Source organism: Sinomonas notoginsengisoli (genome assembly GCF_021554725.1).
GTDB classification, from domain to species: domain Bacteria; phylum Actinomycetota; class Actinomycetes; order Actinomycetales; family Micrococcaceae; genus Sinomonas; species Sinomonas notoginsengisoli.
Map to the genome: position 1 here is coordinate 225,276 of NZ_JAIZDP010000001.1, position 19,810 is coordinate 245,085.

17 protein-coding genes and 1 tRNA gene are annotated in these 19,810 nt (G+C 69.6%); 10 read left to right on the forward strand and 8 right to left on the reverse strand.

Annotated features, from left to right (window positions below):
- Positions 1-20: 20 nt before the first annotated feature.
- From fdh to nrfD, 3 genes are read left to right on the forward strand one after another with little or no spacing between them, the layout of a single operon-like run.
- Positions 21-3,365 (forward strand): formate dehydrogenase, encoded by a 3,345-nt coding sequence (fdh, locus tag LF262_RS00995; protein WP_235778428.1) that lies wholly within the window; start codon positions 21-23, stop codon positions 3,363-3,365.
- On the forward strand, positions 3,366-4,376 hold the full coding sequence (locus tag LF262_RS01000; protein WP_235778429.1) for a 4Fe-4S dicluster domain-containing protein: 1,011 nt from the start codon (positions 3,366-3,368) through the stop codon (positions 4,374-4,376).
- Positions 4,373-5,461, forward strand: a complete 1,089-nt coding sequence (nrfD, locus tag LF262_RS01005; RefSeq protein WP_235778430.1) for an NrfD/PsrC family molybdoenzyme membrane anchor subunit — start codon at positions 4,373-4,375, stop codon at positions 5,459-5,461. The genes LF262_RS01000 and nrfD overlap by 4 nt, the downstream gene beginning before the upstream one ends.
- 11 nt (positions 5,462-5,472) lie before the next feature.
- On the opposite strand, the gene selD is transcribed toward nrfD, so the two are convergent.
- Complete coding sequence (selD, locus tag LF262_RS01010) at positions 5,473-6,477, reverse strand: selenide, water dikinase SelD (RefSeq protein WP_268933538.1); 1,005 nt, start codon at positions 6,475-6,477, stop codon at positions 5,473-5,475.
- Between the two features lie 62 nt (positions 6,478-6,539).
- On the opposite strand from selD, the gene LF262_RS01015 reads away from it, so the two are divergent.
- The 3 genes from LF262_RS01015 (at position 6,540) to selB (ending at position 9,803) form a co-directional block, all read left to right on the forward strand.
- Positions 6,540-6,634 (forward strand) — tRNA-Sec (locus LF262_RS01015).
- 37 nt (positions 6,635-6,671) lie between these two features.
- Entirely contained in the window at positions 6,672-8,003 is a 1,332-nt protein-coding gene (gene selA, locus LF262_RS01020) for an L-seryl-tRNA(Sec) selenium transferase (protein WP_235778432.1), read from the forward strand.
- A 3-nt stretch (positions 8,004-8,006) separates the two neighbouring features.
- Positions 8,007-9,803: a selenocysteine-specific translation elongation factor gene (gene selB, locus LF262_RS01025; protein WP_235778433.1), complete on the forward strand. Its 1,797-nt coding sequence runs from the start codon at positions 8,007-8,009 to the stop codon at positions 9,801-9,803.
- A gap of 30 nt (positions 9,804-9,833) precedes the next feature.
- On the opposite strand, the gene LF262_RS01030 is transcribed toward selB, so the two are convergent.
- The gene (locus tag LF262_RS01030) at positions 9,834-10,457 is read right to left on the reverse strand and encodes an energy-coupling factor transporter transmembrane component T family protein (RefSeq protein ID WP_235778434.1); all 624 of its coding nucleotides are present in this window, start codon (positions 10,455-10,457) and stop codon (positions 9,834-9,836) included.
- Positions 10,457-11,218: an energy-coupling factor ABC transporter ATP-binding protein gene (locus LF262_RS01035; protein ID WP_235778435.1), complete on the reverse strand. Its 762-nt coding sequence runs from the start codon at positions 11,216-11,218 to the stop codon at positions 10,457-10,459. The genes LF262_RS01030 and LF262_RS01035 overlap by 1 nt, the downstream gene beginning before the upstream one ends.
- Before the next feature lie 268 nt (positions 11,219-11,486).
- On the opposite strand from LF262_RS01035, the gene LF262_RS01040 reads away from it, so the two are divergent.
- Positions 11,487-13,175: a RecQ family ATP-dependent DNA helicase gene (locus tag LF262_RS01040; RefSeq protein WP_235778436.1), complete on the forward strand. Its 1,689-nt coding sequence runs from the start codon at positions 11,487-11,489 to the stop codon at positions 13,173-13,175.
- Between the two features lie 128 nt (positions 13,176-13,303).
- The gene (locus tag LF262_RS01045) at positions 13,304-14,905 is read left to right on the forward strand and encodes an ABC-F family ATP-binding cassette domain-containing protein (protein WP_235778437.1); all 1,602 of its coding nucleotides are present in this window, start codon (positions 13,304-13,306) and stop codon (positions 14,903-14,905) included.
- Between the two features lie 33 nt (positions 14,906-14,938).
- Here LF262_RS01045 and LF262_RS01050 read toward each other — a convergent pair whose 3' ends face one another.
- The 4 genes from LF262_RS01050 to LF262_RS01065 are packed head-to-tail and all read right to left on the reverse strand — an operon-like array spanning position 14,939 to position 17,127.
- A complete protein-coding gene (locus LF262_RS01050; RefSeq protein WP_235778438.1) occupies positions 14,939-15,424 on the reverse strand; it encodes a YbaK/EbsC family protein in 486 nt (161 codons plus the stop codon).
- 25 nt (positions 15,425-15,449) lie between these two features.
- Positions 15,450-16,415, reverse strand: coding sequence for an SURF1 family cytochrome oxidase biogenesis protein (locus tag LF262_RS01055; protein WP_235778439.1), 966 nt, complete (start codon positions 16,413-16,415; stop codon positions 15,450-15,452).
- The gene (locus LF262_RS01060; RefSeq protein WP_235778440.1) at positions 16,415-16,654 is read right to left on the reverse strand and encodes a hypothetical protein; all 240 of its coding nucleotides are present in this window, start codon (positions 16,652-16,654) and stop codon (positions 16,415-16,417) included. The genes LF262_RS01055 and LF262_RS01060 overlap by 1 nt, the downstream gene beginning before the upstream one ends.
- Entirely contained in the window at positions 16,651-17,127 is a 477-nt protein-coding gene (locus tag LF262_RS01065; RefSeq protein WP_235778441.1) for a DUF3099 domain-containing protein, read from the reverse strand. The genes LF262_RS01060 and LF262_RS01065 overlap by 4 nt, the downstream gene beginning before the upstream one ends.
- Before the next feature lie 122 nt (positions 17,128-17,249).
- Between LF262_RS01065 and LF262_RS01070 the strand changes: the two genes are divergently transcribed.
- Together LF262_RS01070 and LF262_RS01075 are read left to right on the forward strand one after the other, a co-directional pair.
- Positions 17,250-17,975 carry a beta-ketoacyl-ACP reductase gene (locus LF262_RS01070; RefSeq protein ID WP_235778442.1) on the forward strand — a complete coding sequence of 242 codons (726 nt, stop codon included), beginning with the start codon at positions 17,250-17,252 and terminating at the stop codon, positions 17,973-17,975.
- 75 nt (positions 17,976-18,050) lie between these two features.
- Positions 18,051-18,794: an SDR family oxidoreductase gene (locus tag LF262_RS01075; protein WP_235778443.1), complete on the forward strand. Its 744-nt coding sequence runs from the start codon at positions 18,051-18,053 to the stop codon at positions 18,792-18,794.
- Between the two features lie 64 nt (positions 18,795-18,858).
- Here the strand turns inward: LF262_RS01075 and serB are convergent, their stop codons facing one another.
- Complete coding sequence (gene serB / locus LF262_RS01080) at positions 18,859-19,746, reverse strand: phosphoserine phosphatase SerB (RefSeq protein WP_235778444.1); 888 nt, start codon at positions 19,744-19,746, stop codon at positions 18,859-18,861.
- Positions 19,747-19,810: the final 64 nt, after the last annotated feature.

Below are 19,810 nucleotides of genomic sequence, written 5' to 3' on the forward strand. Positions count from 1 at the left end.
TGTGGGATATGCTCGCCGACATGGCACGGCGAAGCTTCCTCGAGTGGCCGGTCGTTCGGCAGGTGAGCACGGGCGACCTGTTCGGCCGCGGACCGTCAGTCACGTCGCCCCGGACCAAGGCGATCGCCCCGCGGACGTCCACCGCTGACCGCGTGGTGCAGAGCGTCTGCCCTTACTGTGCTGTGGGATGTGGACAGCGCGTCTACGTCAAGGACGAGAAGGTCATCCAGATCGAGGGCGATCCCGATTCGCCCATTTCGCGCGGCCGGCTCTGCCCCAAGGGCTCCGCCAGCGAGCAGCTCGTCAACTCGCCGGGCCGGCAGACCCGAGTGCTCTACCGTGCCCCCCGCTCCACCGAATGGGAGCACCTGGATCTGGAGACGGCCATCGACATGGTGGCAAACCGGTTCATCGAGTCACGCCGCAGGACCTGGCAGCAGGAAGACGGAAAAGGCCGGATGCTGCGCCGCACGATGGGCATCGCCTCGCTGGGCGGCGCAACGCTGGACAACGAAGAGAACTACCTGATCAAGAAGCTCTTCACGGCTGCCGGAGCAGTGCAGATCGAGAACCAAGCCCGCATTTGACACTCCGCAACGGTTCCCAGTTTGGGAACCTCGTTTGGACGCGGTGGTGCGACGCAATCACTGCAGGACATGGCCAACGCTGACTGCATCGTCATCCAGGGTTCCAACATGGCTGAGTGCCATCCCGTGGGATACCAGTGGGTAACGGAAGCGAAGGCCCGCGGAGCGAAGATCATCCACGTCGATCCCCGCTTCACGCGTACGTCCGCTGTCGCTGACAGGCACATCCCGATCCGGGCGGGCTCTGACGTTGTCCTGTTGGGCGCGCTCATCAACTATGTGATCGCCAACGACCTCTGGTTCAAGGAGTACGTCAGCGCCTACACCAACGCGGCAACGCTGGTCCACGAGGACTATCGCGATGCCGAGGATCTCGGCGGACTGTTCTCCGGCTTCGATCCGGAGAAGCGGGCGTACGACACGGCGTCATGGTCGTACGCGGAAGAGGCGGGTGGCGGCGTCAAGGAGCCCGGGGCCGGCTCGGAACACGGCGTCCATGCCTCGGCTCGGGCCGCTGGCGACGCTTTCGGCAGCGGGGGACCAGCCTTAGAGCATGCCCAGGTGCAGCGTGATGACACGCTGCAGGACCCGCGGACCGTCTTCCAGATCGTCAAGCGGCATTACGCGCGGTACACCCCCGAGATGGTTCGGGACATGTGCGGCATCGGCATCGCGGACTTCGAGTACCTGGCCCGCACCATCACGGAGAACTCAGGGCGCGACCGGACGACTTGCTTCGCCTACGCCGTCGGCTGGACCCAGCATTCGCTGGGGGCGCAGTTCATCCGGGCTGCTGCGGTCCTGCAGCTTCTGCTCGGAAACGTGGGCCGTCCCGGCGGCGGAATCATGGCCCTGCGCGGCCATGCCAGCATTCAGGGCTCCACGGACATCCCGACGCTCTTCAACCTCCTGCCCGGGTACCTTCCCATGCCCAGCGCAGGCCGCCACGACACCTTTAGCGCCTATCTGGACGCCATCGCCTCGAAGAAGCAGAAGGGTTTCTGGGCCGAGGCCGATGCCTACACCGTCAGCCTGCTGAAGGCCTGGTGGGGCGAAGCAGCGAGCGCGGAGAACGACTGGGCCTACGACTACCTTCCGAGGCTGACCGGAGCGCACGGGACCTACGAGACGGTGATGTCCATGCTCGGGGACGAGGTCGAAGGCTACTTCCTCCTTGGGCAGAATCCTGCCGTGGGCTCTGCCAACGGCCGGATGCAGCGTCTGGGCATGTCCCACTTGAAGTGGCTTGTGGTGCGGGACTTGAACCTCATCGAGTCGGCCACGTGGTGGAAGGACGGCCCGGAGATCGCTTCGGGGGAGCTGCGCACCGAGGACATTGAGACCGAGGTGTTCTTCCTCCCCGCAGCCACACACGTGGAGAAGGCCGGCTCATTCACGCAGACCCAGCGGCTGCTGCAGTGGCGGCATCAGGCGGTCGCACCGCCCGGGGAATGCCAGAGCGAACTTCAGTTCTTCTATGAACTGGGCCAGCGCATCCGGAAGAAACTGGCCGGGTCCGACGACGCGCGCGACCGCCCGCTGCTCGACCTCACCTGGGACTATCCCACGGACGAGCACGGCGATCCCGATCCCGAAGCCGTGCTTGCCGAGATCAACGGCCGTCACCTCGAGGGGCCGGACGCAGGCAGGCCCCTCTCGGCGTATACCGAGCTGCGTGCCGACGGATCGACGGCGGCGGGCTGTTGGATCTACACCGGCGTGTACGCGGGAGGCACCAACCACGCCGCCAACCGCAAGCCGGGCCACGAGCAGGGACCCGCGGCGCCGGAATGGGGATGGGCCTGGCCTGCCAACCGTCGGATCCTGTACAACCGGGCATCCGCCGACCCAGCCGGCAAACCGTGGAGCGAGCGGAAGAAGTACATCTGGTGGGACGAGGAACAGGGGCGATGGGTCGGCGACGACGTCCCCGACTTCCCGCCTGACAGGGCCCCGGGCAGCACGCCCGACCCCGCGCTCGGCGGTCCCGCTGCGCTCAGCGGAGATGATCCCTTCATCATGCAGTCCGACGGCAAGGGCTGGCTGTTCGCGCCCAAGGGCCTCGTGGACGGGCCCCTTCCTACCCATTACGAGGCGCAGGAATCGCCGGTGGCCAACGCGCTGTACCCGCAGCAGCAGAGCCCAGCACGGCTTGTGTTCCCCCGAGCCGACAACCTCAGTGCCCCAAGCGCTGGCACCAGCGGCGCTGACGTCTATCCCTACGTCTTCACCACGTATCGGCTCACAGAGCACCATACGGCTGGGGGGATGAGCCGCTGGCTGCCCTACCTCTCGGAACTGCAGCCCGAGATGTTCTGCGAGGTTTCGCCCGAGCTGGCCGCCGAACGGGGACTTGAGCCCTACGGGTGGGCCACGATCATCTCTCCGCGCTCGGCGATTGAAGCGAAGGTGATTGTCACTGAACGGATGGCACCTCTCGTCGTCGGCGGCCACACCGTGCACCAGATTGGTCTGCCCTACCACTGGGGTGTCGGTGAGAACGCGGTCGTCAGCGGTGATGCGGCCAACGACCTCCTGGGCGTGACGCTGGACCCGAATGTCCAGATCCAGGAATCGAAGGTCGCCTCCTGCGATATCCGGCCGGGCCGACGTCCCCGAGGGGCGGAACTGCTTGCCTTGGTGGCCGAGTATCAGACGCGGTCCGGTGCAACGCCCGACACCGGGAACAGCGCGGTCACCGATCCCGCTGCCGAAGGCATCGATCCTGGCCTCGGCGGGGACAGCCTCCCGGGTACCGATTCGAGGTTGGAGGATTAGATGGGCCAGCTGTCCGGACCGACCGATCCCGCTGCCGATGCGCACTGGGAGGACCACCAGTCGCGCAAGGGGTTCTTCACGGACACCTCTATCTGCATCGGCTGCAAGGCGTGCGAAGTTGCCTGCAAGGAGTGGAACCACAACCCCCAGGACGGGAATCTCGAACTGCTCGAATCCTCGTACGACAACACTGGGGGACTGGGCGCGAGCACATGGCGCCATGTCGCCTTCGTCGAACAGGGCAAGGAACGCATCGTCGAAGCCCGCGAGTCCGGGCGTGAACTCGTCAATCTGGGCATGCCCCGCATCGGTCCTCCCGCCGCTGCCACGGCTACCACGCCGGACTTGGGGGAGGCCGACAGGACGCCGCCGGACACGGCGGACTTCCGGTGGCTGATGTCCTCTGACGTCTGCAAGCACTGCACCCACGCGGGATGCCTCGATGTTTGTCCTACCGGAGCGCTCTTCCGTACCGAGTTCGGCACCGTGGTGGTCCAGGACGACGTATGCAATGGCTGCGGGACCTGTGTGGCTGGGTGCCCCTTCGGCGTGATCGAACGCAGACGTGACGGGACCGTTGCGGTCGCCGCCCAACGGGAGGACCGGCACGCCGAACACCCGGCCGTCCCGAACGTCGGCATAGCCCAGAAGTGCACCCTGTGCTACGACCGACTGTTGGCCGACGAGACGCCGGCCTGCGCCAAAGCCTGCCCGACGACGTCCATCAAGTTCGGCGACCACGACGACATGGTGGAGACCGCGAAGGAGCGAGTCGCCCAGTTGCATGCGCAAGGCCTGACGGAGGCGAGGCTGTATGGCGCCAATGAACTCGACGGCGTCGGCGGAACCGGATCGGTCTTTCTGCTGCTCGACGAGCCGGAGGTCTACGGGCTCCCGCCGGACCCGAAGGTCCCCACGGCGGACCTACCGCAGATGTACAGACGCGCTGGCATTGCTGTGGCCGGAATGGTGGCCGCAGCCGCGTTGGCTTTTGTGAGAGGACGGGCGTGACCCACTCGGACTTCGACACCTTCCGACCGCCCCAGCCCACCCGCCGCCCCCGGAGTGGAGGCAAGCGTGGCATCGGCCGCCGGGACGGCGGTGATGGGTCGCGGGAAATGCCGATGGTCCCCGAGCCGGAATTCACCTCGTATTACGGCCGTCCCGTCGTCAAGCCAGCGCCTTGGGGCGACGACGTCGCCGCCTACCTGTTCCTCGGCGGCGTCGCGGGCGGCTCTGCCCTGCTCGGCCTCGGCGGACAGCTGACACGCCGCCCTACCCTGCGCCGGAACGCGCGGTTGAGCGCCCTGGCGGCCGTAAGTCTCGGTGCCGCCGCTTTGATGAGGGACCTCGGCAGGCCGGAGCGTTTCCTGCACATGCTCCGGACCTTCAAGCTGACCTCGCCGATGAGCGTCGGATCGTGGATCCTCAGCGCCTTTAGCGCCGGCACGGCGGTCTCGGCCGCTGCGGAGATCGATCGCCTAAGCGGCAGCCGGCTGCCCTTGGGCCCCCTGCGTCCGGTGCTGCACGCGGTCGAGGGGGCCGCCGGCCTTGAGGCCGCCCTGTTCGCGGGTCCTTTGGCGGCATACACGGCGGTCCTGCTCGGCGACACCGCAACACCGACGTGGAATGCGGCGCACGAGGACCTGCCCTTCGTCTTCGTCAGCTCAGCGTCCCTCGCGTCCGCCGGGCTCGCCATGATCACCACTCCGGTGCACGAGGCGGGCCCCGCCCGGACGCTGGCCGCGCTCGGCGTGGCAGGCGACCTCGTGGCGACGCGGGTCATGGAGCATCGGATGGACCCGGTGGCAGCTGAGCCCCTGCATCAGGGCAAAGCGGGCGCCATGCTGAAGTGGAGCGAGCGGCTGGCGGTGGCCGGTGGGCTGGGGACACTGCTGGCCGGACGGAGCCGTGCGGTGGCCGCGGCATCGGGCGTGGCGTTGCTGGCAGCCTCCGCCCTCACCCGGTTCGGCGTCTTGGAGGCTGGCCTATCCTCGGCCGGGGATCCGCGCTACACCATCGAACCGCAGAAGCGTCGACTGGCAGCACGCCGCTCCGCCGGCATCACCAACGATTCGATCACTACGGCGCGCTAGGCAACCCGGGTCTAGCGGATCTCGATGCCCTGGTTGGCGACGGTGTGGCCGATCACGGGATGCCCGGGCAGTTCGCCGACGACGAGCAGCCCTCCCGAGGTCTGCGCGTCGGCAAGAAGGAGCAGGTCCTCTTCAGTGACCCCCGGAGCGGCACGCAGGTGCGGTCGCACCCACTCGAGGTTGCGCCGGGTCCCACCCGAGACAAAGCCGGCCTGCAGCGCCTCCCGGGCCCCCTGAATGAGCGGCACAGACGACAGGTCGATCACCGCGCCCACCCCGGACGCACGGCACATCTTGTAGAGGTGCCCGAGGAGGCCGAAACCCGTCACGTCCGTCGCCGCACGTGCACCCGCCGCCACCGCGGCCTCAGCCGCGTCGCGGTTGAGATGCGCCATCGTCGCCACCGCTTCGGGGAACACGTCACCGGTCCGCTTGTGCCGGTTGTTGAGGAGTCCGACGCCGATCGGCTTGGTGAGCGTGATCGGCAACCCCGGCTCCGCGGCATCGTTGCGCAGCAGCCGGTCGGGATGGGCGACGCCGGTCACCGCCATGCCGTACTTCGGCTCGGGATCGTCAATGGAATGCCCCCCGATCACCGGACAGCCGGCCTGCGAGGCGATGCTCAGACCGCCGCGGAGGACCTCGGTCATCAGCTCCGGAGGGAGGACCTCACGGGGCCAGCCCACGAGGTTGACCGCCATGATGGGGCGGCCTCCCATCGCATAGATGTCGGAGAGCGCGTTGGCCGCGGCGATCCGGCCCCAGTCGTAGGCATCGTCGACGACGGGGGTGAAGAAGTCAGCGGTGGAGAGCACGGCTAGATCTTCGCGCACCATGACCGCAGCCGCATCGTCGCCGCTTTCGAGGCCCACCAGCACGTCAGCACCGGGCTGGCCTATGAGCCCCCGAACCGCGTCTTCCAGCTCTCCGGGAGGAATTTTGCAGGCGCAGCCGCCACCGTGGGCGTAACCGGTCAGCCTCGGCGCGCGGACCGCGCCGTCGTCGAGTTGTGGCAATGACGTCGGGGCTTCATTCACCCGGCCAGCCTACCCTCCAGCCGCCTGCTACATTGGGCTCCGGTGGCGTCCGGGTCCTGGTGGGCCCCCCGGTCTTCAAAACCGGTGAGACCGAGCATCTCGGTCTGGCGGGTTCGATTCCCGTCCGCCACCGCCAACCACCGGCAGGCGCTGCCGGGCACTGAGGAGGGGATGTGGACCACGTCGACCCTCGCCGCCTGATTCCTCGCACGAACGACCTGCTGGCCCTGCCAGCTGTGCACGAGGCTCGGAAGCGGCTGAACGAGCGCGTTATCCGCGACATCATCCAGCACGTCCAGGAGCGGGCTCGGCGCGGGGAGCTCGCCCCCGGCCACGTGGAACCGGCGTTGGTGGCCGCTCTGGCTGCACGCAGGGCGACAATTCTGAGGCCGGTGCTGAACGCTACTGGCGTGATCGTCCACACCAACCTCGGCCGCGCACCCCTTTCCCCTCAGGCGCTTGACGCTCTTGTCGCGGCCAGCGGCTACGTCGACGTGGAGCTGGACCTGGCCGACGGCACCCGCTCACGCCGCGGCGCCGGTGCCCGTGATGCCCTGCTTGCCGCCTGTTCCGCCGCTGAGGACGCCCTGGTGGTCAACAACGGCGCTGCGGCGCTGGTACTTGCCACCACAGCGCTCGCGGCCCGCCGGGAAGTTGTGGTCAGCCGCGGGGAACTGGTCGAGATCGGGGCTGGCTTCCGGCTGCCCGACTTGATCGAGTCCACCGGGGCGGTGCTCCACGAGGTGGGGACAACCAACCGGACGCACCTGCGCGACTACGCCGGCGCTGTGGGCCCCGAGACGGGCTGCGTCCTGAAGGTCCATCCGAGCAACTTCCGGGTGGAGGGATTCACCTCAGCAGTCACCCTGCAGGACCTGAGCTCCTTGACGGCCGCGAACGGGGTACCGCTCATCGCGGACCTTGGCAGCGGGCTCCTCGCCCCCGATCCGTGTCTGCCGCACGAACCCGACGCTGCGACCGCTTTGGCTGACGGGGCCGACCTCGTCATTGCCAGTGGCGACAAGCTGCTGGGCGGCCCCCAAGCGGGTCTGCTGCTGGGCCGCAGGGAGATCATCAAGCGGCTGGGCCGCCACCCGCTCGCCCGTGCTGTCCGCGCCGACAAACTCGCCCTCGCCGCCTTGGAGGCGACTGTTGCGGGCGATGCGCCGCCGGTGGTCCGGTCGCTGCATGCCGACGTGGGGGAGCTGCGGCGCCGCACCGAGGCGCTTGCCAGTGCCCTCGGCGTACCTGTCGTGCCGCATGACGGCCGGGTGGGCGGCGGCGGTGCCCCTGGGGTTCCCCTGCCGGGGTGGGCGCTCCGACTCCCCGAGGGGCTCGCGGCTCTGCTGCGCGCCGGCGAGCCGGCCGTGCTGCCGCGCGTCCATGACGGCTCGTGCCTCGTCGATCTCCGCTGTGTGCCGGAGGAGGACGACCCCCGCGTCCTCGAGGCCGTACGCCGGGCGCTGGCAGCCCTCGAGGGCGCGGCGGCAGGCAGGCCGGGCTGAGCGATGCACGTCGTGGCCACCGCCGGGCATGTCGATTCCGGCAAGAGCACCCTGGTGCGCGCCCTCACGGGGATGGAGCCTGACCGTTGGGAGGAGGAACGCCGCCGCGGACTGACCATTGACTTGGGCTACGCCTGGACTACATTGGCGTCCGGGCAGGAGGTTGCCTTCGTCGACGTGCCGGGCCATGAGCGCTTCCTCGGCAACATGCTCGCTGGAATCGGGCCCGCGCCCGTCGTCTGCTTCGTGGTCGCCGCCGACGAGGGATGGCAGGCGCAGTCGGGCGACCACCGCGACGCGGTCGCTGCCTTGGGTATCGAGCACGGCGTCGTGGTCCTCAGCCGCGCGGACCGGGCGTCTGCCAAGCGGATGGGCGAGGTGCTTGCCCAGACCCGCAGGGAGCTGGCCTCGACGGGACTGCACGACGCGCCCGCAGTTGCTGTGTCTGCCACCCAAGGCACAGGTCTGGCGGAATTCCGTGACGCGCTCGAGGGCGTCCTGGCCGGCGTCCCTGCTCCCACCACCACCGGCCGGGTCAGGCTATGGGTAGACCGGTCGTTCACCATCACCGGCTCCGGAACGGTGGCGACCGGAACGCTGGGTGCCGGAACGCTCGTGCAGGGCGACGTCCTCCAGCTGATCGGGCACGGTGACGCCCGGCCCGTGGTGGTCCGCGGCCTGGAAAGCCGCGGGGCCTCGTACCCGTCGGTGAGTCCGGTCAGTCGAGTGGCGCTGAACCTGCGTGATGTTTCCGCCGACGATGTGCGCCGCGGAGACGCGCTCGTCACGCCCAATGCCTGGCCGTCGACGAGCCTGCTCGGCATCCGCCGAACCACCGGCGCCCCATACACGGAGGTTCCGGAGCAGATCGTGGTGCATGTCGGCACCGCATCCGTGCCGGCCCGGCTGCGTCCCTTCGGTGCTGACCATGCCCGCCTCGTCCTAGACCGTCAGCTGCCGCTCGTTCTCGGAGACCGTCTGGTGCTGCGCCACCCGGGAAGCCGCTCGGTCCTCGGCGGGGCCCGCATCCTCGATGCCGACCCGCCGGCCCCGCGACGGCGCGGCGATAGCGCCCGCTGGGCGGAACGCCTTGTGTCCATGGATCCCGCGGGGGACGTGCTGGGTGAAGTGGCGGCCCGTGGGGCCGTCCAGGAGAAGCATCTGCGGCGCCTCGGGCTGTTCAATGACGACGATCCTGGCCCGCCGTCGGCCGTCCGGGTCTTGGGCGAGTGGTGGGTGCACGGTCCCGTCTTCGAGGCGTGGCAGCAGCGGCTGCGCGCCGCCCTCGAGGCCTTGAGGGCCCGGGACCCCTTGGCCCCGGGCCTGTCCATGGGAGCCGCCCGGGACCTTCTCGCGCTCCCGGACGAACGGCTCGTCCCGCACATCGTCCGCGATGCAGGCCTCGAACAGGCGGGCGGCCACATCCGGCTGCCCGGCGGCAACGGAGGCCTCGGCGCCGCCGAGTCCGCGGTCGCTGAGTTGGAGCGACGGCTCACCGCCCATCCATTCCACGCCCCGGAAGCCGACGAGCTGGGAGCCCTGAGCCTGGGGGCCCGGGAGCTGGCCGCCGCCGAACGGTTAGGACGCGTACTGCGGCTCCGTGACGGGGTGGTGCTCCTTCCGAGTGCGCCGGCTCTCGCGATGCGCGTCCTCGCCCGTCTGGACCAGCCGTTCACCACAAGCCAGGCACGTCAGGCGCTCGGCACGACACGGCGGATCGCCGTTCCGCTGCTGGAACACCTCGACTCGCGGGGGTGGACCCGGCGTTTGGACGCCGGCCACCGGACGGTGGTGCACTGAGCCGCATGCCAGCAGGGGCGCCCGGACGCGTCAGTCGTCGCCGAGGCCGCGGGCGGCGAGGGCGTCGCCGGTGCGGCGTGCGTAGGCGACCGCCGAGAGCACCACAGGCACCGTCCTGGCGCGCACGCTCCGCTCGAGCCCGCGGGCACGGGCCGCATCGCCCACGTCGGCGAAGGCACCGGCGAGCACGGGGATGCTCCGCAGCATGATCGCGATCGCGAGCGCGAAACGCTCCGGGTCCGCCCCGAAGCGCTGGAACGGACGCGCGAGGGACGCGACGGCGTCGAGCAGGCGTTCGAGCGGCACCGTCGCTGTGAGGAGCCCGGCCGCGACGAAGCACAGCAGGAGATTGGCGACGATACGCGTCGCCGTCTCGGGCCCCTGTTGCCACCACTGGAACGCGAAGAGGACTGCGGCGATGGGCAGCACGAGCTTCCAGGACGCGATCAGACGGCGCAGCCCGAGCCGCGCCGAGAGCCACGCCGTCACCGCGAGTGCCAGGACGCCCACGGAAACACGCCAGTCCAAAAGCACGAAGCTCGCCGCGCCAGCCGCGGCGACCCCGAGGAATTTCGCCACCAGGGGTGTGCGGTGCAGCCATGATTCGCCGGGCACGTACCCGGCGAGCAGGCCTCCAGCCGATCGGGCGCGCATCAGCTGCCAGCCGCCGTCGTGCGCGGATGGGCGGTTCCGACAGGCGCGGCGCACAGCGTCCGATAGAACCCGACCGCGGCCGCGGGTTCGCCGTCGTACGCGATCCGCCCGCCCTCGACGACGAGAACTCGGTCGGCGTCCAGGGCGAGCTCGAGGTCGTGGGTGGAGAGGATGAGCTGCTGGTCGAGTCCGGCGAGCGTGTGGCGTAGGAGCTCGCGGTTGCGCAGGTCGAGGAGGGTGGACGGCTCGTCGAGGACAAGTACCTCGGGTCCGACCGCCAGCACGGCGGCGAGCGCCATGAGCTGCCGTTCCCCGCCGGAGAGCTCGTACACGCTCTGGTCGGCGAGCGCGTTGAGCCCGAACCTGTCGAGGACGGCCTGCGCTGCTGCGGCCCTCTCCGCCCGGTCGCGGTGCCTCCGGCGCAGGGAGAGCTCAACATCCTCGCGGCCGGTGGGCATGACCAGTTGGGAGAGCGGATCCGTGAAGACGAACCCGACGCGCTGGCGCACCGCGCGCCCCTCGCGGACCGTGTCACGTCCGTCGATCCGCACGGTGCCCGACGTCGGCTCCATGAGTCCGTTGAGCAGCCGCAGGAGAGTGGACTTGCCGGACCCGTTGGCGCCGACGACGGCGATTCGCGGCTCCGTGAGCGTTGCATCGATGTGCTCGAGCAGCACCTTGGAGGCCGGCGCCCCGGGGGCCCCCGAGGGTTCGTCGACGGGGACGGCGACGGACACGCCGTCGATCTCGATGCGCGCCATGGCTACTGCACGGGGCGGACGAGCACGTCCGGGAACGCCCGGTGCGCCGCTGTGGCCACGGTGGCTGGCGTGCTGGGTGCGGTCTTGCTCACGATTCCTCCTGTACGGCCGCCCGAAGCGGTCTCCCTGACAGGTTACGCACGGCAGACGGGCTCCTTTTTGTTGGCGCCCCACGAGGCGGTCCGGCACCCTTTGGTGGCCGCCGACAACACGACGCCACCCCGTCCGGGCGTTTCCCCCGTCAGGGCGACGGGTAGGCGAAGAGACGATGAGTGAGATGCAGCCGCCGCCTGAGGATGAACTCCGCCGGATTGCCGTCGACCGCTTCGGATTCGACGAGTGGCGCGAGGGCCAGTTCGAGGCCGTCCAAGCCGCCACCGCTGGCCGCGACGTCCTCGCGGTGATGCCCGCCGGACATGGCAAGTCGGCGGTGTACCAGGTCCCGGGGGCAGCCCTCGGCGGCGTCACCGTGGTCGTCAGCCCGCTCATCGCGCTCCAGCGCGACCAGATGGAGGCGCTCAACGCGATCTTGGGCGCCGAGCAGGCCGTCGCGCTGAACTCGTCGCTCGGGGTGCGGGCCGAGCGCCGCGTCTGGCAGGCCCTCGAGGGCGGGGAGGCCACCTTTGTGTTCCTCGCACCCCAGCAGCTCGCCCGTGAGGACATCGTCTCCCGGCTGGCCGGACTGTGGCCCTCGCTGTTCGTTGTGGACGAGGCCCACTGCATCTCTGCGTGGGGACACGACTTCCGCCCCGATTACCTCACCCTCGGGGAAGTGGTGGACCGCCTCGGTCATCCGACGACCGTGGCCCTCACCGCGACCGCATCACCGCACGCCCGGGCGGAGATCATCGAGCGGCTCGGCCTGGTGGACCCGCTCGTGCTGGTGCAGAGCTTCGACCGGCCCAGTCTCGCCCTCCGAGTCACCCGGCACTCGAGCGATGCAGAGAAGCGCGCCGCAGCGCTGGACGAGGTCGCCGAGCTCGGCGGCCCCGGGCTCGTGTACACCGCCACCCGCCGTGCGACCGAGGACTACGCGGCTGCCCTGACGGAGCGGGGGCTGCGTGCCGAGGCCTACCACGCGGGCCGCAGAGCGGCCGAGAGGACCTCCGTCCACGCGCGCTTCCTCGCCATCGAGATCGACGTCGTCGTGGCCACGACCGCCTTCGGCATGGGTATCGACAAGCCGGACGTGCGGTTCGTCGTCCATGCCGACATCCCCGACTCCCTCGACAGCTACTACCAGGAGATCGGCCGGGCCGGGCGGGATGGGGACCCGGCGCTCGCCGTGCTCCACTACCGGTCCGAGGACCTCGGCCTCCAGCGCTTCTTCGCGGGGGGATCGGTCCCAGAGAAGCAGCTGGCCGCGGTGTTCGCGGCCGTGAGCACAGCCGGCCCGGTGCGGCCCGCGGCCCTTCGTGGCCAGACGGGACTGAGCGCCCGTACCCAGTCCCGCGCGCTCGCCCTCCTCGAGGCGAGCGGTTCGATCCGGGGCGGCCGGCGGGGCTATCGGTCAGCTGACGGCGTGGGGTGGGCCGACGCCGTCGAGCGCGCCGCGGCGGAGGAGGAGGCACGACGGCGCGTGGACACCTCGCGCGTGGAGATGGCACGCGGGTACGCGGAGACGGGCCAGTGCCGCCGACAGTGGCTCCTGAACTACTTCGGCGAGGAGGCTCCCGCGTGGTGCGGCAACTGCGACCGCTGCGAGGAGGTGGGCAGCCGCGAGCAGGCCCGGGAGCACGAGGAGGCTACGCCGCACGCGTGGTCGATGCAGGACACGGTGCGCCATCGCGACTGGGGACCGGGCCTCATCATGGGGGTGGATCCGGGTCGGATCACCGTGCTGTTCGAATCAGTGGGCTACCGGGAGCTCGCCCTGTCGGTCATCGAGGACAACGACGGTCTGCTGGTGCGGGAAGGCGCCGGTGGACCAGCGGGCGTCCGCCACATCCGATCGTGACCTGGCGCGAGCGCCTCGGCCAGAAGCAGGGCGAGCAGCTTGGTGCGCGTCAGGAGGCGCCAGCCAAGCCCGATACCATGGGATGAGGCCCACCATCGGGCCCCATCCCCCGAAAGGCCCTACCCGAAGTGATCACTGTCTCCAACCTCGAACTCCGCGCCGGCGCGCGCCTGCTCATGGACGAGGTGAGCTTCCGGATCGACAAGGGCGACAAAATCGGGCTTGTGGGGCGCAACGGCGCCGGCAAGACAACGCTCACCCGCGTCCTCGCCGGGGAGGGGATCCCAGCCGCCGGGACGGTCACACGCTCGGGTGAGATCGGCTATCTGCCGCAGGATCCGCGGACGCCGGACATGGAGCAGCTCGCGCGGGACCGCATCCTGTCCGCACGGGGGCTCGACGTCGTCATGCGCAAGCTGCGCATCACCCAAGCCGAGATGGCGAGCGAGGATCCCGAGACCCAGCGCAAGGCGATGGCGCGCTATGACAGGCTCGAGGCAGAGTTCCTTGCGGGCGGTGGGTATGCGGCCGAGGCCGAGGCCGCCGCGATCTCTGCGAACCTGGCGCTGCCGGACCGGATCCTCAACCAGCCGCTGCGAACGCTTTCGGGTGGCCAGCGGCGCCGCGTCGAGTTGGCCCGCATCCTGTACTCGGCCGCGGACACGCTCCTCCTTGACGAGCCGACCAACCATTTGGATGCCGACTCGATCGCCTGGCTTCGGGACTTCCTCAAGGCGCATCAGGGCGGTCTCATCGTCATCTCGCACGATGTGGAGCTGCTCGAGGCGACGGTCACCAAGGTCTTCCACCTCGACGCGAACCGCGCGGTAATCGACATCTACAACATGGGCTGGAAGCGCTACCTCTCCCAGCGCGAGACGGACGAGCGCGCGCGGCGCCGCGAGCGGGCCAACGCCGAGAAAAAGGCCCAGGTGCTCTTCGACCAGGCCAACAAGATGCGTGCGAAGGCGACCAAGGCAGTGGCCGCGCAGAACATGGCCAAGCGCGCCGAGCGGCTCCTCGCCGGTGTGGCGGAGGAGCGTGTGGCCGACCGCGTGGCCGCGCTGCGCTTCCCCGAGCCCGCGCCCTGCGGGAAGACGCCGCTCACCGCGGAGGGCCTCTCGAAGTCCTACGGCTCGCTCGAGATCTTCACGGACGTGGACCTGGCGGTGGACCGCGGCTCCCGGGTGGTGATCCTCGGTCTCAACGGCGCGGGCAAGACCACGCTCCTGCGCATGCTCGCGGGGGTCGACTCCCCGGACACGGGCGAGGTCGTCGCGGGCCACGGCCTCAAGATCGGTTACTACGCCCAGGAGCACGAGACCCTCGATACCGAGCGCACAGTCCTCGAGAATATGCGTAGCGCCGCCCCGGACCGCCTCGGCGACGCCGACGTGCGCGGCATTCTCGGTTCATTCCTGTTCACCGGGGACGACGTCGACAAGCCCGCCGGCGTCCTGTCCGGCGGCGAGAAGACCCGCCTCGCCCTCGCCACGATTGTCGCCTCGAGCGCCAATGTCCTGCTCCTCGACGAGCCGACCAACAACCTCGACCCCGCGAGCCGCCGCGAAATCCTCGGCGCCCTGAAGACCTACAAGGGCGCGGTGGTGATGGTCAGCCACGACGAGGGTGCCGTTGAGGCGCTGAACCCCGAGCGCGTGGTCCTCCTGCCCGACGGTGTCGAGGACCTGTGGAGCAGTGACTACCTGGACCTCATTACCCTCGCATAGGCGCAGCTTCGCTGGAGCGGAACCGGACGCCGACTAGCGCACCCGGTGAGGCTCGGCCCCTGTGACCCGCAGCAGATCGCCGTATGAGATCGAGAGCATCGACCGATGGTCGCCGGCGCCCGCCCAGAGGAGCGGATGGTCGGCGAGGTGGATGTCGATGAGCGTGGGGAGCCGCTCCGGGTGCCCCACCGGTGCGACGCCGCCCACGCGTTGGCCGGTGTGCTCGAGGACGAATTCCGGCGCCGCCCGCCTCACCTTCGTCCCGAGTGCCCGTGAGATGAGCTCGATGTCCACGCGGGCTGCGCCGCTCGCGAGGATGAGGAGGGGCCCGCCGTCGAGTTCGAACACGAGGCTGTTCGCGATCGCGCCCACGTCGCAGCCCAGCACTGCGGCCGCGGCAACGGCCGTGGGGACGTCCTGCTCGAAGGTCCGCACGGTGTCGGGCAGGCCAGCGGCAGTCAGTGCCTTTCGTACACGCTCGACGGCGCCGGGGTCACCAGTGGCGTGCTCGTTCAGCATCCGGGTGCTCCGACCGCGCCCCGGGTCAATGGAACCCCTGGGCGTCGAGGATCGCGTCCTCTTCCTCTTCGGCGGTGGGCCGGCGCTTCCTGCGGGGTGCAAACCGCGCGGCACGCGCTGCGGCCTCGTTCGCTGCCCGGTGGACGTCTTCGCGAGAGGCGGGTGGACCGGCGTCGTCTGTCGCACCCGCAGCCTCCCCGCCCCTGTCGGTCCCGTCCGTCGCGGCGGCGGCGCGCTCGGCCGCCGTGGCGGCTGCGTCGATCGCGTCGTTCTTCGCCTGCTGCCGCGCCGCGTAGCCAAAGCCGATGAACATGAGCACCGCGAAGGCGAGCCACTGCAGGGCATAGGAGAGATGCATGCCCTCGTCCGGCTGTGGCTTGGGCAGCGACGCGGGCGCGGGTTGCGCGGGCGCCGGATTCTCGCTCGCGAGCATCCCATACGCGCCCGTGAGGATCGAGTAGGGGAGCTGCTGCGCGTAGCCCGGCAGGTCGATCGAGGCAAGCTGCCCCTCGGGGGCGCCCCGATCCAGCGCCGGCTCGCTCGGGCGCAGACGCACGACGACGCTCGCCTCCCTCGCGGGAGGGGCGGGTATGGCGTCAGGCCGGCCGGCCTGCTTGTTCCCGATCGGGAGCCAGCCCCGGTCCACGATCACGGTCTGGCCCGAGTCGAGCCGGAACGGCACCACGACCTCGTAGCCCGGCTGGCCCGAGTTGGGGCGGTTGCGGACCACCTTTGTGTGGGTGGTGTCATACGATCCGCGGAGCTCGACCTGCTTCCATTCGCTGTCAGTGGGGAGGGAGGCGAACTCGCCGGTGGCTTGGGTGAACGGGACCGGGGCGGCGTCATAGTTCCGGGTGACGCGGTCGATGTTGGACTTGGCCTCGTCGAGGCGGGCCATCTGCCAGCGGCTCAGGAGCACGCACGTGATCGCGAAGACGATGGCCAGGCTAAGGTAGGTGAGCCAGCGGCGGGACACGAGGAACCGGTACATCAGAGGGCCGCCTCCTCGAAGGGCAGCGTCTCACGCCACAGCATGCGGGTGCGCAGGTAGTCCTCGAGCCATTCGCGGTGCTCACCGCAGGCGAGCCATACCTTCCTCCGCTCCGGCGTGTGGATTCGGGGATTGTTCCAGAGGAGCCGCCATGCGGCGGCCTGTCGGCACCCCTTCCGGGAGCAGACGGGGGCCTCGATGGCCGCGCTCTCGCCGGGCAGCATGCTGAAGATGCTCATGCGGCGCCCGCCTCGGGATCCCGGGGGTGCTCCTTCTCAGAGCCGGTCTGCCGGTCGGCGGCCTTGGGCGGCGCCGTTATATCGTCGTCGATCATCTCGCCCTGGATCGTCTCCCCTGCACGGTCGGTGTCGTCCTCGACGTATCCCGTCCCGAGCTCCCCGTAGGAGACGTGGTCGAGGAGCTCGCTGTCGAACGACTCGCCCGTGGTCTGGGCATTGGCGATCACGACCGCGACCCACGGCAGGAAGACCGCGCCCGCGACGGCGATGAGCTTGAACCAGCCGTCCAGGAAGAAGAGGGCGATGATGCAGACCATGCGGATGCCCATCGCGAGGGAGTAGCGGACCATGCGTTGGTGCATGTCGACGCTGTGCCCGGGGGCAGCAGAGGTGATGCTGTGGACCTCGGACGCGCCCTCGGTGTACTCGCCGTCATTCTCACCCGCCATGTGGCGGTCAGGATCTCTTGTCATCACACTCCCAAGCACCCTCTATTGTCCCACCCCAGCCCGGTGACCCGCCAATCTTGGCTAGGATGCACCCTGACACGCGCCGAGATGCGGCGCGCATTCCCGCACCATCTTTAGGAGCGTCTTTGAGCCCGGAAGCACCATCCCCGCGTAGCGTCCTCGTCACCGGCGGCAATCGCGGCATCGGCCTCGCCATCGCCAAGGCCTTCCTCGCCAACGGTGACAAGGTCGCGGTCACGTACCGCACGGAGACCGAGCTCCCGGAGGGCATCCTCGGGGTACGGGCTGACGTCACGGATGAGGCCTCCATCGATGCGGCCTTCAAGGCCGTCGAGGAGGCCCATGGCCCGGTCGAGGTCCTGGTGGCCAACGCCGGCATCACGAAGGACACCCTCCTGCTGCGCATGAGCGAGGATGACTTCACGTCCGTACTCGACACGAACCTCACCGGCGCCTTCCGCGTGGTCAAGCGCGCCTCGAAGGGCATGATCCGCCTCCGCAAGGGCCGCGTGGTCCTCATCTCCTCCGTCTCCGGCCTCTACGGGGCCCCCGGCCAGATCAACTACTCGGCGTCCAAGGCCGGCCTCGTGGGTCTCGCGCGGTCGCTGACCCGCGAGCTGGGCTCGCGCGGCATCACTGCGAACGTGGTCGCACCGGGGTTCATCACGACGGACATGACCTCGGAGCTGCCTGAGGAGACGCAGAAGGACTACCTCTCGCGTGTCCCCGCTGGACGGTTCGCCGACGCCGAGGAGGTCGCGAACGTGGTGCGCTGGGTGGCCAGCGACGAGGCCGCGTACATCTCCGGTGCCGTCATCCCCGTGGACGGGGGCCTGGGGATGGGCCACTGATCATCGCTGGCATGACGGTTCGACGTCACTGAGGCACGGGCCAGACCACAAACCACACCAGAAAGAGGAGCTCGCATGGGACTTCTGGACAGCAAGACTGCGATCGTCACCGGTTCGTCGCGGGGCATCGGTGCAGCGACGGCGAAGATCCTGGCAGGCGAGGGCGCGGCCGTCGTCGTGAATTACCGTCAGAAGGCGCCGCGCGCCAACAAGGTCGTGGCGGAGATCGAGGCCGCCGGAGGCCGAGCGGTCGCAGTCGGTGCCGACCTGACCAACGAGGCGGACGTCGACGCGCTCGCCCAAGCGGCCGTTGACTCCTTCGGCTCGCTCGACGTCCTCGTGCTCAACGCCTCGGGCGGCATGGAGTCCGGCCTTGGCGAGGACTACGCGCTGCGCCTCAACCGGGACGCCCAGGTCTCGATGCTCAAGGCCGCCGCCTCGCGCATGAAGCCCGGCTCGCGCGTCGTGTTCGTCACGAGCCACCAAGCACACTTCATCGACCAGGTCGAGACGATGGACGCCTATGAGCCGGTCGCCCGCTCCAAGCACGCCGGGGAGACTGCCCTGCGCGAGCTCATCCCGTGGCTGGAGGAGAAGGGCATCACCTTCGTGGTCGTGTCCGGCGATATGATCGAGGGCACCATCACGGCCACCCTGCTCGAGCGCGCGGCCCCGGGCGCCATCGAGTCGCGCCGCGATGCCGCCGGAAAGCTCTACTCCGTCGAGGAGTTCGGCGCGGAGGTCGCGAAGATGGTCACCGCCGACGTTCCCACCGGCCACACCGAGTATGTCGGCGGGGCCGAGCACTTCACGGCCTGACCAAGGACCAACCCGCAAGCGCCAGGGACCCCCATCACGATTCGTGGTGCCGGGGCTCCTGGCGCTACACGCCGGCGAGGTGCCGCACCACGTCGAGGTATGGGAGGTCGATCGCGGCGTCGGCCGCCGCCCGGACCTTTGGCTTCGCATTGAAAGCCACGCCTAGGCCTGCCGCGCCCAGCATGTCAAGGTCGTTCGCGCCGTCGCCCACGGCAATGGCGTGCAAGAGTGGGATGTCGTGCTGCTCCGCCCACTCGCGCAGCATGAGCTCCTTGACCCCGCGGTCCACCACCGTGCCGAGCACGCGGCCGGTCAGCTTCCCGTCCACAGCCTCCAGGTCGTTGGCATGCCAGTGGTCCAGGCCGAGCCTTTCTGCGAGCGGGTCAAGGATCTGGGTGAACCCGCCCGACACCGCACACACCACGTGGCCGGCGGCGTGGAAGGCCGCGATGAGGTCCTCTGCGCCGAGGGAGAGGACGACGGCGTCGCGAACCTTCGCGATGACGTCCTCCGGGAGCCCCGCGAGGGTCGCGACGCGGGCGTGCAGGCTCTGGGCGAAGTCGAGCTCGCCGCGCATCGCCGCCTCGGTAACCGCCGTGACCTCCGCGCGCTTCCCCGCGTAGTCAGCGAGGAGCTCGATGACCTCCTGCTGGATGAGGGTCGAGTCGACATCCATGATGAGCAGCTTGCGCTCGGCCTCCCGCAGTTCGGCGGGAACCAGGGCGGCCGAGACGGCGAGCCCGGCGAGCGATTCCCGCGCCGCGGCAACCCGTGCGGCGTCGAGCTTCACCTCCGCGGTCAGGACCCCGTAGCGCGCGTCGTCATGCGGCGCTGCGGGGCGTTCGAAGGGCCCGACGGCGCCGCCGGCACCCTCGAGCGCGCGGGCCGCCGCTGCAGCGTCGTCGTCGGTGAGCGTCGGGGCATGGAGGACTGCGGCGAAGTGTGCTGGCATAAGCCAAGATTCTACAGAGCTGCCTCCGGCATGGGCACGGTTCGCGGCAGGCGAACTACCTGCA